The 14181-nt window shown below is 67.9% G+C and carries 15 protein-coding genes; 6 read left to right on the top strand and 9 right to left on the bottom strand.

Translation table 11 applies throughout. The annotated features are described in order from the left end of the window. Positions 1–18: 18 nt before the first annotated feature. Positions 19–711: a TetR/AcrR family transcriptional regulator gene (locus tag VXD91_RS23285; protein WP_234880477.1), complete on the bottom strand. Its 693-nt coding sequence runs from the start codon at positions 709–711 to the stop codon at positions 19–21. A 151-nt stretch (positions 712–862) separates the two neighbouring features. Between VXD91_RS23285 and VXD91_RS23290 the strand changes: the two genes are divergently transcribed. From VXD91_RS23290 to pntB, 3 genes are all read left to right on the top strand, one after another. Beyond that, positions 863–976, top strand: coding sequence for a hypothetical protein (locus VXD91_RS23290; RefSeq protein ID WP_177127396.1), 114 nt, complete (start codon positions 863–865; stop codon positions 974–976). Positions 977–1228: 252 nt separating this feature from the next. Continuing rightward, positions 1229–2752, top strand: a complete 1524-nt coding sequence (locus VXD91_RS23295) for a Re/Si-specific NAD(P)(+) transhydrogenase subunit alpha (protein WP_346416576.1) — start codon at positions 1229–1231, stop codon at positions 2750–2752. 35 nt (positions 2753–2787) lie between these two features. After that, positions 2788–4218, top strand: a complete 1431-nt coding sequence (pntB, locus tag VXD91_RS23300; RefSeq protein WP_346416577.1) for a Re/Si-specific NAD(P)(+) transhydrogenase subunit beta — start codon at positions 2788–2790, stop codon at positions 4216–4218. A gap of 166 nt (positions 4219–4384) precedes the next feature. On the opposite strand, the gene VXD91_RS23305 is transcribed toward pntB, so the two are convergent. From VXD91_RS23305 to VXD91_RS23315, 3 genes are all read right to left on the bottom strand, one after another. After that, a complete protein-coding gene (locus VXD91_RS23305) occupies positions 4385–5281 on the bottom strand; it encodes an alpha/beta hydrolase (protein WP_346416578.1) in 897 nt (298 codons plus the stop codon). A 78-nt stretch (positions 5282–5359) separates the two neighbouring features. Then, on the bottom strand, positions 5360–6538 hold the full coding sequence (locus tag VXD91_RS23310) for an ATP-binding protein (protein WP_318984843.1): 1179 nt from the start codon (positions 6536–6538) through the stop codon (positions 5360–5362). Positions 6539–6548: 10 nt separating this feature from the next. After that, the gene (locus VXD91_RS23315; RefSeq protein ID WP_061000475.1) at positions 6549–7190 is read right to left on the bottom strand and encodes a response regulator transcription factor; all 642 of its coding nucleotides are present in this window, start codon (positions 7188–7190) and stop codon (positions 6549–6551) included. A gap of 206 nt (positions 7191–7396) precedes the next feature. On the opposite strand from VXD91_RS23315, the gene VXD91_RS23320 reads away from it, so the two are divergent. The 3 genes from VXD91_RS23320 to VXD91_RS23330 all read left to right on the top strand — a co-directional run bounded on the left by VXD91_RS23320 (position 7397) and on the right by VXD91_RS23330 (position 9781). Further along, positions 7397–7627 carry a hypothetical protein gene (locus VXD91_RS23320; protein WP_346416579.1) on the top strand — a complete coding sequence of 77 codons (231 nt, stop codon included), beginning with the start codon at positions 7397–7399 and terminating at the stop codon, positions 7625–7627. A gap of 127 nt (positions 7628–7754) precedes the next feature. Further along, positions 7755–8972: an acyl-CoA dehydrogenase family protein gene (locus tag VXD91_RS23325; RefSeq protein WP_346416663.1), complete on the top strand. Its 1218-nt coding sequence runs from the start codon at positions 7755–7757 to the stop codon at positions 8970–8972. Beyond that, positions 8972–9781 carry a tyrosine-protein phosphatase gene (locus VXD91_RS23330; RefSeq protein WP_267324416.1) on the top strand — a complete coding sequence of 270 codons (810 nt, stop codon included), beginning with the start codon at positions 8972–8974 and terminating at the stop codon, positions 9779–9781. Before VXD91_RS23325 ends, VXD91_RS23330 begins: the two co-directional genes overlap by 1 nt. Here VXD91_RS23330 and VXD91_RS23335 read toward each other — a convergent pair. The 5 genes from VXD91_RS23335 to VXD91_RS23355 form a co-directional block, all read right to left on the bottom strand. Continuing rightward, on the bottom strand, positions 9778–10335 hold the full coding sequence (locus tag VXD91_RS23335) for a YceI family protein (RefSeq protein ID WP_133425757.1): 558 nt from the start codon (positions 10333–10335) through the stop codon (positions 9778–9780). The two genes, VXD91_RS23330 and VXD91_RS23335, sit on opposite strands and share 4 nt — an antisense overlap. Beyond that, positions 10332–10817, bottom strand: a complete 486-nt coding sequence (locus VXD91_RS23340; RefSeq protein ID WP_133425756.1) for a DUF456 domain-containing protein — start codon at positions 10815–10817, stop codon at positions 10332–10334. The genes VXD91_RS23335 and VXD91_RS23340 overlap by 4 nt, the downstream gene beginning before the upstream one ends. Further along, entirely contained in the window at positions 10818–11789 is a 972-nt protein-coding gene (locus VXD91_RS23345; RefSeq protein ID WP_133425755.1) for an NADPH:quinone oxidoreductase family protein, read from the bottom strand. A gap of 3 nt (positions 11790–11792) precedes the next feature. Beyond that, positions 11793–12656, bottom strand: coding sequence for an SDR family oxidoreductase (locus tag VXD91_RS23350; RefSeq protein WP_133425754.1), 864 nt, complete (start codon positions 12654–12656; stop codon positions 11793–11795). A 109-nt stretch (positions 12657–12765) separates the two neighbouring features. After that, the gene (locus VXD91_RS23355; protein WP_133425753.1) at positions 12766–14163 is read right to left on the bottom strand and encodes an aldehyde dehydrogenase family protein; all 1398 of its coding nucleotides are present in this window, start codon (positions 14161–14163) and stop codon (positions 12766–12768) included. Positions 14164–14181: the final 18 nt, after the last annotated feature.

Genomic DNA, 14181 nt, shown 5'->3' on the forward strand with positions numbered 1-14181 from the left:
CGATCGCGCTGGTCTGTGTCAGGCGCCGCCGCCGAGAGGGTCCTCGGTGCGGATCGTTTCGTCGCGGATCAGGCCGCGCAGCAGTGCCGTGCTGAATTCGACGGCGATCTCGGAGGCCGTGCGCCGGCCGTGCGGCCGCAGCCACCGGTAGGCGCCCAGTGTCATCCCGATGTAGCCCAGCGCGAGGACATGTGAGTCGCAGTCGTTGAACTCGCCGCTGGCGATGCCGCGATCGATGACGTCGCGGACGTGCTCATAGACGGTCGTCTCCGCCTTGCGGATGTAGGCGACCTGCTCCTCGGTGAACCATTCGGTGATGTACGGCCCTTCCTGGAAGTACACCGCCGCGGATTCCAGGTCGGTGGCGATGCCGGTCAGCAAGCGCCGGGTGAAGTTGAAGATGGTCTCGCGCGCCGAGGCGGTCGGGTCGTCATGCAGGGCATCGACGGTGAAGTCGGCGGTCGACTTGTAGATGTCCCAGAGGATCAGCGACTTACTGGCGTAGTAGTGGTAGACGGTCGCCTTGTTCAGCCCGACGGCGTCGGCGACGTCGTCCATGCGGGTCCCGTGGTAGCCGCGGGCCGCGAACAACTTGGCGGCGACCGCCAGCAACTCCTCGCGCCGCGACGTGCCGTTCGACCCGTTCGACGCAGCCGACGCCCCCGCGGGCGATCCCGTGGCAGAACCTTTTGTCGACGACTCTGTGGACATGTCAGCTCACTCTATGCAGCCGGGCGCGCGGCCCGGGACCCAATCAACTGGTTGGCCAGTCTATGCCGTGGCATCTCGTCGGCCGATCTGCCACTCGCAACGGGGAGCCAGCAGCTAAACTCGCGAGTAACAAGCTTGTCGGTTGGAGGTACTGATGGATCCGAGCCCGGACTACGACGCGAGCGACGAGGTCGAGTACTTCTTCAACTGGGTCCCGTGGGGCCTGCGCGGCGTATACCCGCCCCCGGCGTACCCCCCGGTGTAACCACCCCAGAATTCCACCATTTCGACCGGTGTGTTGGCGCGCTGCGTCCCACCGGTCGGAATTGCTGTACCCAAATCCGTGCCGATGACGTAGACATATCCAGGCAATGCTGGCCAGTGGATTTTTGGTCGCATTATGAGCGACTGCTAATTTATAAGCGATTGCTAACTGGTATAGGGGGGCAAGAGCACCGTCCCGAGGTGGATGGGGGAGACTCTTGCAAGCAAACCAACACAGATCGGATCGGATTCGATGATCATCGGGATTCCCCGCGAGTCTCTGGCTGGTGAGACGCGGGTTGCCGCCACTCCTGCAACTGTCGGGCAGCTGATCAAGCTCGGCTACTCGGTAGTGGTTGAGTCCGGCGCCGGCGACTTGTCCAGCTTCGCCGACGCCGCCTATGTAGAGGCCGGCGCCGACATCGGCTCCCCCTGGGCCGCCGACATCGTGCTCAAGGTCAACGCACCTGACGACGGCGAGATCGCCGCGCTCAAGGACGGCGCCACCCTGGTCTCGCTCATCTCCCCCGGGCTCAAGCCCGAACTGGTCGAGAAGCTCGCCACCCGCCCCATCACGGTGCTGGCCATGGACGCGGTGCCGCGTATCTCGCGTGCCCAGTCCCTGGACGTGCTGTCCTCGATGGCCAACATCGCCGGCTACCGCGCCGTCGTCGAGGCCGCGCACGCCTTCGGCCGGTTCTTCACCGGCCAGGTCACCGCCGCCGGCAAGGTCCCGCCGGCCAAGGTGCTCGTCGTCGGCGCCGGTGTCGCCGGCCTGGCCGCCATCGGCGCCGCCGGCTCGCTCGGCGCCGTCGTGCGGGCCACCGACCCGCGCCCCGAGGTCGCCGACCAGGTCGCCTCTCTCGGCGGCGAGTACGTGTCCGTCGATCCCAACGCCGGCGAGGTGTCCGCCACCGGCTACGCCAAGGAAATGGGCGAGGACTACAAGGCCCGCGAGGCCGAGCTGTACGCCGAGCTGGCCAAAGACGTCGACATCATCATCACCACCGCGCTGATCCCGGGCCGCCCGGCGCCGCGGATCATCACCGCCGACATGGTCGCCTCGATGAAGCCCGGCTCGGTGATCGTCGACATGGCCGCGGCCAACGGCGGCAACGTCGAAGGCACCGTCAAGGACCAGGCCATCGTCACCGCGGGCGGTGTGACGATCATCGGCTACACCGACCTGGCCGGCCGCCTGCCCGCGCAGGCTTCTCAGCTGTACGGCACCAACCTGGTCAACCTGCTCAAGCTGCTCACCCCGGAGAAGGACGGCCAGGTCGTCCTGGACTTCGACGACGTGGTGCAGCGCGGTGTGACCGTCGTGCGCGACGGCGAGATCACCTGGCCGCCGCCGCCGGTACAGGTCTCCGCCGCCCCCGCCGCCCAGCCTGCCGCCGCGCCCGCGGTGTCTCAGGCCAAGGAGCCGATGACCACCGGGCGTCGTCTGGGCATCACCTTCGCCGCTGCCGCGGTGCTGTTCCTGCTCATCGCCGCCTCGCCGGCTGCCCTGCAGGTCCACCTGACGGTGTTCGCCCTGGCAATCGTGATCGGCTACTACGTGATCGGGCACGTGCACCACGCCCTGCACACCCCGCTGATGTCGGTGACCAACGCGATCTCCGGAATCATCGTGGTCGGCGCGCTGCTGCAGATCGGGCACCACAACACCCCGATCACCGCCCTGGCGGGCGTCGCGATTCTGCTCGCCAGCATCAACGTCTTCGGTGGCTTCGCGGTGACCCGCCGCATGCTGGCCATGTTCTCCCGCAGCTAGAGCCTGCTGACCTAAAGAACCTTTGGAACGGATTCATGTTCAACGCAGAAACCATCACCAACGTGGCGAACGCGGCGTACGTCGTCGCCGCCCTGTTGTTCATCCTCGCTCTGGCCGGCCTGTCCAAGCACGAGACCTCCAAGGCCGGTAATGCCTTCGGCATGGCCGGCATGGGCGTCGCCCTGGTCGCCACCATCGTCCTGGCCATCAACAAGGCGATCGAGCCCCTGGGCCTGGCGCTGCTGATCGGCGCCATGGCCGTCGGCGGGGCCATCGGTCTGTGGCGCGCCAAGGTCGTCGAGATGACCGGCATGCCCGAGCTGATCGCGCTGCTGCACAGCTTCGTGGGTCTGGCCGCCGTGCTGGTCGGCTGGAGCGGCTACCTGCACGCCGAGTTTGACCCGAACAGCCAGGGCGCCCTCGAGCTGGCCAAGGAAGGCATGCTCGGCATCCACTCCGCCGAGGTCTTCATCGGCGTGTTCATCGGCGCGGTGACCTTCACCGGTTCGATCGTGGCCAACCTGAAGCTCTCGGCCAAGATCAAGTCCGCGCCCCTGATGCTGCCCGGCAAGAACTTCCTCAACGTCGGCTCGCTGGTGGTGTTCATCGCGCTGACCGTGTGGTTCTGCATCGCGCCGAACCTGTGGCTGCTGGTCGGCGTCACCGTCCTGGCGCTGCTGCTGGGTTGGCACCTGGTCGCCTCCATCGGCGGCGGCGACATGCCCGTGGTCGTGTCGATGCTCAACAGCTACTCCGGCTGGGCCGCGGCCGCCTCGGGCTTCCTGCTGTCCAACGACCTGCTGATCATCACCGGCGCGCTCGTCGGCTCCTCCGGTGCCTACCTGTCCTACATCATGTGCAAGGCCATGAACCGGTCCTTCATCTCCGTCATCGCCGGTGGCTTCGGTATCGAGGCCGGCCCCGCCGAGGACAAGGACTACGGCGAGCACCGCGAGATCACCGCCGAAGGCGCCGCCGAGATGCTCGCCTCCGCCAGCTCGGTCATCATCACCCCCGGCTACGGCATGGCCGTCGCCCAGGCCCAGTACGGCGTCGCCGACCTGACCCGCAAGCTGCGCGACAAGGGTGTCAACGTCCGCTTCGGCATCCACCCCGTCGCCGGCCGCCTGCCCGGACACATGAACGTGCTGCTCGCCGAAGCCAAGGTGCCCTACGACATCGTCCTCGAGATGGACGAGATCAACGACGACTTCGACGACACCGATGTCGTGCTCGTCATCGGCGCCAACGACACCGTCAACCCCGCCGCCTCCGAAGACCCGGGCAGCCCGATCGCCGGCATGCCGGTGCTCACCGTCTGGAACGCCAACAACGTCATCGTGTTCAAGCGCTCCATGGCCTCGGGCTACGCCGGCGTGCAGAACCCGCTGTTCTTCCGCGACAACAGCCAAATGCTGTTCGGCGACGCCCGCGACCGCGTCAACGACATCCTGGCCGCGCTCTAGAAATACATCGAAGAAGCCTCCAATCCATTGGGATTGGAGGCTTCTTCGTGTCCATGCCGAACACAACGTCGGCCTGGGAGCGTCGTTGACACGTATATACGGTTATCGACACTCTCGGCCCGACATTGTGATTGCGCCCGCGGTCGATCCCGGTCCACCAACTCCGTCAGCGGACGAAATCACCTATCGCCGCGAGGAATTGGTCCGGCTTCTCGACCATCGGGCTGTGGCCTGAGCCGGCGATGAGGTGCGGCGGCAGCCCGGCCGCGGTATAGCGCGCGACGTTGGGCGCTGTCGGGGTCAGGACGTCCTTGTCGCCCCACAGCACCAGCACGGGCTTGCCCAGCCCTTTCAGCGTCTCGGCGACGGGGCGGCCGGCGTCTTTCGAATCGCACACGCCCGCGTAGGTCAGCTGCTTCAGGGAGCGGTAAGCCAGCGGCGGGACGGGATAGTCGGCCGCGAACCCCGTCTGCAGCGAGCCCGCACTGATCGCATCGACGCCGCGGAAATGATCGAGCGCAGGCCCGATGAGCGGCCAGCACAGCATCTTGCCGAGCAACGGCATGGACACCAGGTCCTCCGCCGCGGGGGTGTCCGAAACCGCCACGCGCTCAACCATTTCCGGGTAGCGGGTGGCAAACTCGGCAGCCACCTTGCCGCCCATCGAATGCCCCACCAGTTCGGCATGCCGGACACCCAGCGCCTCCAGCGCGCGGTGCACCGCCTCGGCCTGACCATCGGAGTGATACGGCGCCGCATCAGTGGGGGCCTCGGAACCGCCGTGGCCGACGAGGTCGACGGCGATCACGCGCTGATGCGCGGCCAGCGCCGGGGCGACCTTCTCCCACCACTCGATGGAGGCCGAATACCCGTGCAGCAGAACGATTGCGCGGTCGCCGGGCGGCCCGTACTCGCGGATGTTCAGGTCGGGTCCATCGAGTTCCAGCACGCGGCCGCCGGCGAACGGTTCGGCCGCGCGGCCGGTGTGCTCCACCACCACGGCGTTCACCACCAACGCCACCACCGCCGCGACCAGCAGGCCGCCCAGAATGCGCAGTTTCATGGCGCGACGCTACCGCCGCCCACGGGTCGCAGGCGCTCTATTTTCTGGCGAGTAGGGATTGCCCCCGCTTGCAGGGGACTACTCGCGCTCGGGTGGTGACGTCACGGTCACTCGGGTGCCGCCGCCGACCACAGAGTCGACGAGCATCGAGCCACCCATCGCATCGAATCTGGCCAGCAGCGAGCCCAGCCCGATGTGTCCGTCGGCCACATACCGCGACACCACGGCCGGATCGAACCCGACGCCGTCGTCGGCGACGGTCAGGACGACGCGATTGCCGATCCGGCCCAACCGCACCGTCACCGTCGTGGCCTGCGCATGCTTGCCGATGTTGGTCAGCAGCTCACGTGCCGCCCGGTACAGCAGCTGCTGCGCATCCGGCTTGCCGACTTCCTCGAGATCGGCCCGCACCGCGACTCGGCTGCGAGACTCGAACTGCCGCAACAGTTCCCGCACCGCCGGCGTCAGCCCCAGCTGGGCGAGCACCTGCGGGTGCAGCTCGGTGACCGTCGAGCGCAGCGCCGTCGCCGTGTCTTCCAAAGCGGCGTAGACCGCGTCGAGCTCGGGCCCGGGGGTCCGCTCCCGGACCTCGTCGAGCTGCAGTCTGGCCGCCAGCAGCGTCTGCAGCGGGCCGTCGTGCAAACCTTCGGCGACTTCCCGGTTGTGCCGCTCGTCGGACTGCATGGCCTCGGACACCAACTGGCGGCGCACCTCCTGCAGGGCCTGCACACGCTCCTGGCGACGCACCAACACGAAGCACAACACGGTGGTGGCCACCGCCAGCCACACGAGGAACCCGAAGTGCGTGTAGACCATGTTCGGCAGGCCCATGCGGTCGTCGTGCTTGGAGTAGAAGATCCACACCGCCAGATAGCCCGCGGCCGTCAGCGTGCCGATGGCCGCGGTCATCAGCGGACGGTCCTGGAATGCCACCGAGATCGGCAGCAGGAAGAATACGGGCAGCAGGGCCGCGGTCGCGCCGCCGGACACCAGGCACAGCGCCAGGATCACGACCAGGTCGATGCCGGTGGATGCCCAGTCCGCCCACCGCGGCACGGGTCCGCGCAGCACCGCCACCAGCCAGATCACCGCGGCGACGGCGTACAGGCCCAGGATCACGGCGTACAACTCGGGCAGCCAGTGGTCGACTTCCCAGATCCACACCAGGACACCGATCAGCGCGATCAGCGGGAGCCGCAGCCCGGCGGAGATCCGCACCGGTTCGGCGGCCAGGTACTCCCCGATCCGGCTGAGCATCGGCCTCACGTCAGTCCAGGAGCTTCCGACGCATCGCCTCGGCCACGGCCGCCGCGCGGTCCCCGACCCCCAGCTTCTCGTAGAGCCGCTGCACATGGGTCTTGACCGTCGACGGCGCCAGGTAGAGCTCCTTGGCCATGGCCGGGATGGTCGCGCCCTTGGCGATCAGCTGCAGCACCTCGCGTTCGCGCGGGCTGAGCACCGGGGCGTCCGGCTCGGCTCGGCGCCGAATCTCGCCCGCGAGGCCCGCGGCCAGGCTCGGTGCGACGACGTCGCGGCCCTTCGCGCATTCGAGGATCGCGTGTACGAGCTCGCTGCGCGTCGACTCTTTCGGCAGAAAGCCGGCCGCGCCGTCCTGCAGGGCCCGGTACACGATCTCGGCCTCGTCATGGGCAGAGAGCAGCAGCACCCGGGTGGGCAGACCGTCGCGCACCACCGCTGCCGCCACCTCGGCGCCGTCCATGCCGGGCATCCGGTAGTCCAGCAGCGCGACCTGAGGTTTGTGCACGCGGATCGCCTCCAACGCCGACGTGCCGTCGTCGGCCTCGGCCAGTACCTCGATGGCGCCACTCGCCGTCAGCGCGCGGACGACGCCGTCGCGGAACATCGGGTGGTCGTCACCCACCACCACGCGAACCCGTTCGTCGGTCATGCCGTCAGCGTCGCACGGCGACCAGCGAAAAGTAACTCCGATCGCAAATTGACGGCCGCGTGTCCCCCGATCAGGGGACGCCCGATTCCACCGGCCTACCGGCCGATTGCCCGATACCCGCCGAGCCCGCGCCCGGGCACTCTTGAGTCATCACCGGAACACACCGGAGCAGGACACCAAAGACCAACTGACACAGGAGAATTCACATGAGCATCACTGCCCGCACCTTCGGCCTCTCGATCGTCGCCGCCGGCATCCTGGGTGGCTCGGCACTCGGCCTGGCCGGCGCCGCCGGCGCCACCACCCTCGGCCCCGATGTGCGCCCGCCGGCCATCGTCGCCGCCCCGTCGATCACCGCACCGCCGGCGAGCATGCCGCTGCCCGGCGCGATCTGGCACCGCGGCGTCTACCGCGTCGCGGCCCTGCAGGGCCGCTGACCGCCCCGGACCCGGATTCCCTCCCCGAAGTCGTCGCGGGGAGGGAGTCCGTCGTCGTGGGGCCGGACGTCGACCGCCCGTCACATCGTTAGACAAGTGGCATATCGTGGCGGGCATGGACTTCGCGTTGTCGGCAAAAGCCCAGGACTACCAGCACAGGCTCACCGAGTTCATGACCGAGCTTGTGCTGCCGGCCGAGGCCTCCTACCACGCCTATCGCGAGGAGAAGGGCCCGAAGGACCACACGGTGCCGCCGGTGGTGGAGGAACTCAAGATCGAGGCGCGCAAACGCGGCCTGTGGAATCTGTTCCTGCCGTCGGAGTCGGGGCTGACCAACCTGGAGTACGCCCCACTGGCCGAGATTTCCGGCTGGAGCATGGAGATCGCGCCGGAGGCCATCAACTGCGCCGCCCCCGACACCGGCAACATGGAGACCCTGCATCTGTTCGCCAATGAGCAGCAGCGCAAGCAGTGGCTCGATCCGCTGCTCAACGGCGAAATCCGCAGTGCCTTCGCCATGACGGAGCCCGCGGTCGCGTCGTCCGATGCCCGCAACATCGAGACGACGATGCTGCGCGACGGTGGCGACTACGTCATCAACGGCCGCAAGTGGTGGATCACCGGGGCTGCGGACCCGCGCTGCAAGATCCTGATCGTCATGGGCCGCACCAACCCTGACGCCGCCTCGCACGCCCAGCAGTCGATGATCCTGGTGCCGGCCGACACCCCCGGCGTGGACATCCAGCGGTCGCTGCCGGTGTTCGGTTGGCAGGACCAGCACGGGCACTGCGAAATCGTCTTCGACAACGTCCGCGTGCCGGCCGAGAATCTGCTGCATGAGGAGGGCTCCGGTTTCGCCATCGCCCAGGCGCGGCTGGGGCCGGGCCGCATCCACCACTGCATGCGCGCCATCGGTGCCGCCGAGCGTGCGCTGGCCCTGATGATCGATCGGGTGTCCACGCGCGTGGCGTTCGGCAAGCCGCTGGCCGAACAGGGTGTGGTGCGCGAGTCGATTGCCAAGTCCCGCAACGAGATCGACCAGGCCCGGCTGCTGTGCGAGAAGGCCGCCTGGACCATCGACCAGCAGGGCAACAAGGCCGCTCACGTGCTGGTGTCGCAGATCAAGTCGGTGGCCCCGCAGGTCGCGTGCGACGTGATCGACCGCGCCATCCAGGTGCACGGCGCCGCCGGCATCTGCGACGACGTCCCGCTGGCCCGGCTCTATGCCTGGCACCGTGCCATGCGCCTGTTCGACGGGCCCGACGAGGTGCATATGCGCACCATCGCGCGGGCCGAACTCGGCCGCGAGAAGTCGGCGCTGGCCGCAGCGGCGTTGGGGCACTGATGAAGTCGACGGGTTTGGAACTCGCGGGCGCCTGGAACTTCCGCGATGTCGCCGAGGAGACGGGGATCGCCCCCGGCCGGCTGTTCCGCTCCAGCGAGCTCAGCGGGCTCGTCGAAGACGGCCGTAAAGCGTTGCAGCACTATGGGATCACTGACGTCGCCGACCTCCGGTCGTTGCGCGAGGTCGAGCGCCGCGGTCCCGGCCAGGTGCCCGACGGCGTCGCGATCCACCTGCTGCCGTTCCACGAGCTGGCCGCAGCCGGGACCGATACCGCCGAGGCGCCGCACGAGAACGCCTTCGAGAAGATGATGACCGCGAAGCCCGACGACGAGGATGTCGCCGTCGCCGCCGGCCGCTTCATGGTCGAGGAGTACCGCCGCTTCCCCACGCTGCCCGGTGCGCATCTTGCGATCCGCCAAGTCATTTCGATGCTCGCCGACGCGCGGCCGGTGATCGCACACTGCTTCGCAGGCAAGGACCGCACCGGCTTCACGGTGGCGACGGTGTTGGGTGCCGTCGGCATCGATCGCGACGCGATCCTCACCGATTTCCTGCGGAGCAACGACGCCGTGCCGCAGTTGCGCGAGGGCATCCTCGAGACCATCCGGACCCGGGCCGGCGAGACGGCCGAGGTCGTGACGTTCGCCGAGGCCCGGCTCACCGAGGAGGTGCTCGGCGTCCGCGAGGAGTACCTGGACGCGGCCCTGGAGGTCGTCGGCGCCGAATACGGCTCGCTGCCGAATTACCTTGCCGCCATTGGTGTCACCGACGAGCAGGTGACGCGACTGCGGACCGCGCTTCGGGACTAGGGCCCGTCCGCGCGCTGCGCGTTGACCGTGAGCGTCACCCGAACCTCGTCGGCCACCTTCATCGCGCCCATCAGCATCGAAAACTGCTTGATCCGATGGTCGCTGTGCCGGACCACCGCCTCACCGGCGATCCGCACGTCGGCGCCATCCGGTGTCACGTGGACGACGACGCTCTGCTCGCGGCTCTGGCCACTGAGGTCCAGCGTCCCGGCTAGCCGCCACGAGTCCTCGCCCCGTTCAACCAAAGAAGCACGGAACACAGCCTGCGGAAACCGCTTGGCCTGTAATGATTTCAGCGCATTGTTTCGGACCAGGGTCTTTTCCGTGCCGGACAACGGTGTCATGCCGCCCTCACCCGCCAGCACGTCCAGCGAGTCCAGGTCGACGGTCACCTCGACGGTGACGGGTTCGTCTCCGTCAAGTTCCACGGTCGCGCGCCATGATCGCATCACGATGGTCAACCGATGTCCCATCCGGGCCGCGCTGCCGGTGACGCCGGTGTGCAGAAGCAGCTCGCCGGACGATGCGTCGAAAGTACGTTTCGCTGCGGTCAACTCCCGACCACCAGCCCCGTCACCCACGCGATGGTCGCCAGCAACGCGGCCGTCAACTCCACCCCCATGGCCAGGGCGACGCCCTTGATGGCGTGTTTGGTCGACGTCCAGGCCCGGCTCGTGTCCCGCAGCGCCGAATACTCGGACAGGTAGACGCCCAGCACGAAGCCGAGGGCCAGGCCCAGCACCGGGACCACGAAAAACCCTATGACACCCAGGATTCCACCGACGACGAGGCTGCGGGTGGACACGTCGGCCCGGCGCATCCGGCGCATCGGCCAGAGATATTTGATGACCTCGCCCGCCAGGAACAGTGCCGCCGCGACGCCGAGCACGACCCACGACGTCGCGGTGTGGACGGCCACCGCCCACACCGCGATCGCCAGGAACACGAGCAAGCCACCGGGCAGTACCGGTACCACGATGCCGACGAGGCCGATCGCGATGACGAGCGCCACCAGCACTGTTCCCAAGGTGTTCAACTACGGCTCCAGCACAGCCTTGCCGTGAATCTTCCCGTCCGCCAACGCCTGTAGCGCGGCGGCACCGTCGGACAACGCGAAGCGCATTGGCTCCGGTGGTCGCAAGCCGGCTTCCACCAGCTTCGCCAGGCCGGCCCCGACCTCGGCGGCCGCACCGGGTACCTGGCGGATGAACTCGCCGTACCCGACACCCACCACACTGACATTGCGCAGCAGCAGACGGTTCACCTTCACCGACGGGATGCCTTGTCCGGCAGCGAAACCCAGCACCAGCAACCGGCCTTCGGGGGCCAGCACCCGGATCGCGTCGTCGAACGCGTCGCCGCCGACCGGGTCGACCACCAGGTCCACTCCCCGACCGTCGGTCACCGCCAGCGCGGCATCGCGCCAGCCGTCGGTCAGCGGCAGCACCACGTCGGCACCGACGGAGGCGACGAAGTCCAGCGCCTCGACACGGTGCACCATGGCAACCACCTTGGCGCCCATGGCCTTTGCGACCTGGATGGCCGCGACCCCGACACCGCCCGCCGAGCCCAGCACCAGCACCGTCTCCCCCGCCAGCAGCCGGCCGCGGCGGGCCAGCGCGAAGTACATGGTGTAGTAGTTGCCCAGCAGGCAGACCGCCGCGGCGTCGTCCAGGCCATCGGGTGTCGGCATCACCGAATCCGGCAGCGCCAGCGCACGTTCGGCGTAGCCGCCCATCATGGTGAACGCCGAGACCCGCTGACCGGCAACGAAACCGGAGCTCTCGGGCGCCGACCGGACGGTACCCGCCACCTCCATACCCGGGGTGAACCCGGGCGGCAGCTTGAGCTGGTACTCGCCGCGGATCAGCAGCAGGTCGGGAAAGCAGACGCCGGCCGCACCGACATCGATGACGACCGCATTGCCCGAGGGGTCCGCGGCGTCATCGATATCGGTGTAGGCCAAGCCCGATGGGCCCGTCAGCGACTGCGCAACAAGCGCTTTCACCTATCAGCCGAGCGAGAAGCTGGCGGCCTTGGCAGCGGACAGATCGGTGATCTCGCCCCACTTGGCCGCGACGTCATCGACCGAAGGCACATCGCCGAAGGTGATGCCCTCGTTCTGGAACAGCGCGGTGCGCTGCACCTTGCCGCCGCCGACGATGAAGATCGAATCGGTGTCGGGTAGTTCCTCGGTCATCAGGTAAGCCACCACCGGCGCCACATACTCCGGAGACAGTTTCGCGAACACCTCCGGCGGCACGATGTCCTGCGTCATGCGGGTCGCGGCGATCGGCGCGATGGCATTCAGCTTGATGTTGTACTTGGCGCCTTCCTGAGCCAGCGTGTTGATCAAGCCGACCAGACCCAGCTTGGCCGCGCCGTAGTTCGCCTGGCCGAAGTTGCCGAACAGACCGCTGGTCGAGGTGGCGACGACAACACGGCCGAAGCTCTGCTCGCGGAAGTGCGGCCACGCAGCGCGGATGACGTTGTAGCCGCCGTACAGGTGCACCTTGAGCACGATGTCCCACTGCTCAGCGGTCATCTTGTGGAAGGTGCCGTCACGCAGGATGCCCGCGTTGGACACCACACCGTCGATCTTGCCGAACGCGTCGATCGCGGTCTTGACGATGTTCTCGCCACCCTCGGGCTCGGCGACGCTGTCGTAGTTGGCGACGGCGCGGCCGCCTGCGGCCTTGATCTCCTCGACGACCGTGTCGGCCATGTTGTGGCCGGCACCGGTGCCGTCGCGGGCGCCGCCGAGGTCGTTGACCACGACGCAGGCGCCTTCGCGGGCCAGCGTCAGCGCGTATTCACGACCCAGGCCGCCGCCGGCTCCGGTGACGACGATGACGCGATCCTGCACTCCGGGCATGGGTTTCCTCTCATGGAACAGAAATTGGACAGCCCGCCCCATCTATTTTCGGGTGGACCACCCCTTGTGTATACGGCGACCGATCGGTCGCCGTGTCGTCGGGTCGGGTCTAGAAGAACTTGCGCGCGATCTTCCACGCCTTGTCGGTGTACGGCGGGTAGATGAGCTTGCCCAGATCGGGCCGGGTCGGCTTGGTCATCACCGACTTCGCGTGGCTGAACTCCAGGAAGCCGTACCGACCGTGGTAGGCCCCCATGCCGGACGGGCCGACGCCGCCGAATGGCAGGCGGGCCGTCGACACCTGGAAGATCAGGTGGTTGACCAGCATGCCACCGGCCGGGACCTCCCGGATGAACCGTTCGCGGACGGCCTTCGCCTTGGTGAACAGGTACGCCGCCAGCGGCTTGGGCCGGGCGTTGACGAAGGCAATGGCGTCGTCGAGCGAGTCGACGGTGATCACCGGCAGGATGGGCCCGAAGATCTCCTCGGTCATGACCGGTGCGTCGAGCGGCGGATCGACCACGACGGTCGGCTGCATGGTGAGCCGGGCCGGGTTCGTGCCACCGCCGGTGACGACGTCCCCGCCGGTGCCGAGGTAGCTGCTGAGCCGGTTGAACTGCCGCTCGCTGACGATCGGCAGGCCGTCGGCGTCGTCGGCGGTGAATGCCACGACGGCGTCCCGGATCTTGGCGACCAACTCGTCACGGATGGGCTTCTCGGCCACCACGTAGTCCGGTGCGACGCAGATCTGGCCGGAGTTGACGACCTTGGCGAAGGCGATGCGCTTGGCGGCGACGTCGATGTCGGCGTCGGCCGCGACGATCACCGGGCTCTTGCCGCCGAGTTCCAGCGTGACCGGGGTCAGGTGCTCCGCCGCGGCGGCCATGATCTTCTTGCCGATCTCGGTGCCACCGGTGAACATGATGCGATCCAGACCCTGCGCGATCAGCTCCTGGCTGACCATGCCGTCGCCCTCGACCACGGCGAAGGCCGAGGTGTCGAGATACTTTTCGACCAGCTCGACCATCAGCCGCGACGAGGCCGGCGCGAACTCAGAGGGCTTGAGCACCACCGTGTTTCCCGCGGCGATGGCACCGACGAGCGGGCCGAGCGTGAGGTAGAACGGGAAGTTCCAGGCGCCGATGATCAGCACCGTGCCGTAGGGCTCGTATTCGACCCAGCCACGGCCGGGCAGCTGCGAGCGCTCCAACAGCCGGTAGCGACGTTTCGCCCACTTGTGCAAGTTCTTGGCGGCGTCCTTGGCCTCGGCGATGGTGCCGACGCTGTCGGCGAGCCACGCCTCGAAGGGCTTGCGGCCGAGATCGGCCTCCAGCGCCTTGGCGATGGCCGTCTCGTTCTCTTCCATCGCCTGGGCCAGCGCGAGTAGCTGGCGTTTGCGCCACTGCAGGTCACGGGTCCGCCCGGTGGCGTAGGTCTTGCGGAGACCGGCGACGACCGCCGGGATGTCGGCAGCAGTCGCGGTGGGCGCGACGGATTCGGTGGTCATGGCGATTCCTTACGTGAG

The organism is Mycobacterium sp. SM3041, from assembly GCF_039668335.1.
Classification (GTDB): domain Bacteria; phylum Actinomycetota; class Actinomycetes; order Mycobacteriales; family Mycobacteriaceae; genus Mycobacterium.

Excerpts from the sequence above, each read along its gene's own strand:
- VXD91_RS23285 (WP_234880477.1), bottom strand. The coding sequence starts at position 711 with ATGTCCACAGAGTCGTCGACAAAAGGTTCTGCCACGGGATCGCCCGCG.
- VXD91_RS23295 (WP_346416576.1), top strand. The coding sequence starts at position 1,229 with ATGATCATCGGGATTCCCCGCGAGTCTCTGGCTGGTGAGACGCGGGTT.
- pntB (WP_346416577.1), top strand. The coding sequence starts at position 2,788 with ATGTTCAACGCAGAAACCATCACCAACGTGGCGAACGCGGCGTACGTC.
- VXD91_RS23305 (WP_346416578.1), bottom strand. The coding sequence starts at position 5,281 with ATGAAACTGCGCATTCTGGGCGGCCTGCTGGTCGCGGCGGTGGTGGCG.
- VXD91_RS23310 (WP_318984843.1), bottom strand. The coding sequence starts at position 6,538 with ATGCTCAGCCGGATCGGGGAGTACCTGGCCGCCGAACCGGTGCGGATC.
- VXD91_RS23315 (WP_061000475.1), bottom strand. The coding sequence starts at position 7,190 with ATGACCGACGAACGGGTTCGCGTGGTGGTGGGTGACGACCACCCGATG.
- VXD91_RS23320 (WP_346416579.1), top strand. The coding sequence starts at position 7,397 with ATGAGCATCACTGCCCGCACCTTCGGCCTCTCGATCGTCGCCGCCGGC.
- VXD91_RS23330 (WP_267324416.1), top strand. The coding sequence starts at position 8,972 with ATGAAGTCGACGGGTTTGGAACTCGCGGGCGCCTGGAACTTCCGCGAT.
- VXD91_RS23350 (WP_133425754.1), bottom strand. The coding sequence starts at position 12,656 with ATGCCCGGAGTGCAGGATCGCGTCATCGTCGTCACCGGAGCCGGCGGC.
- VXD91_RS23355 (WP_133425753.1), bottom strand. The coding sequence starts at position 14,163 with ATGACCACCGAATCCGTCGCGCCCACCGCGACTGCTGCCGACATCCCG.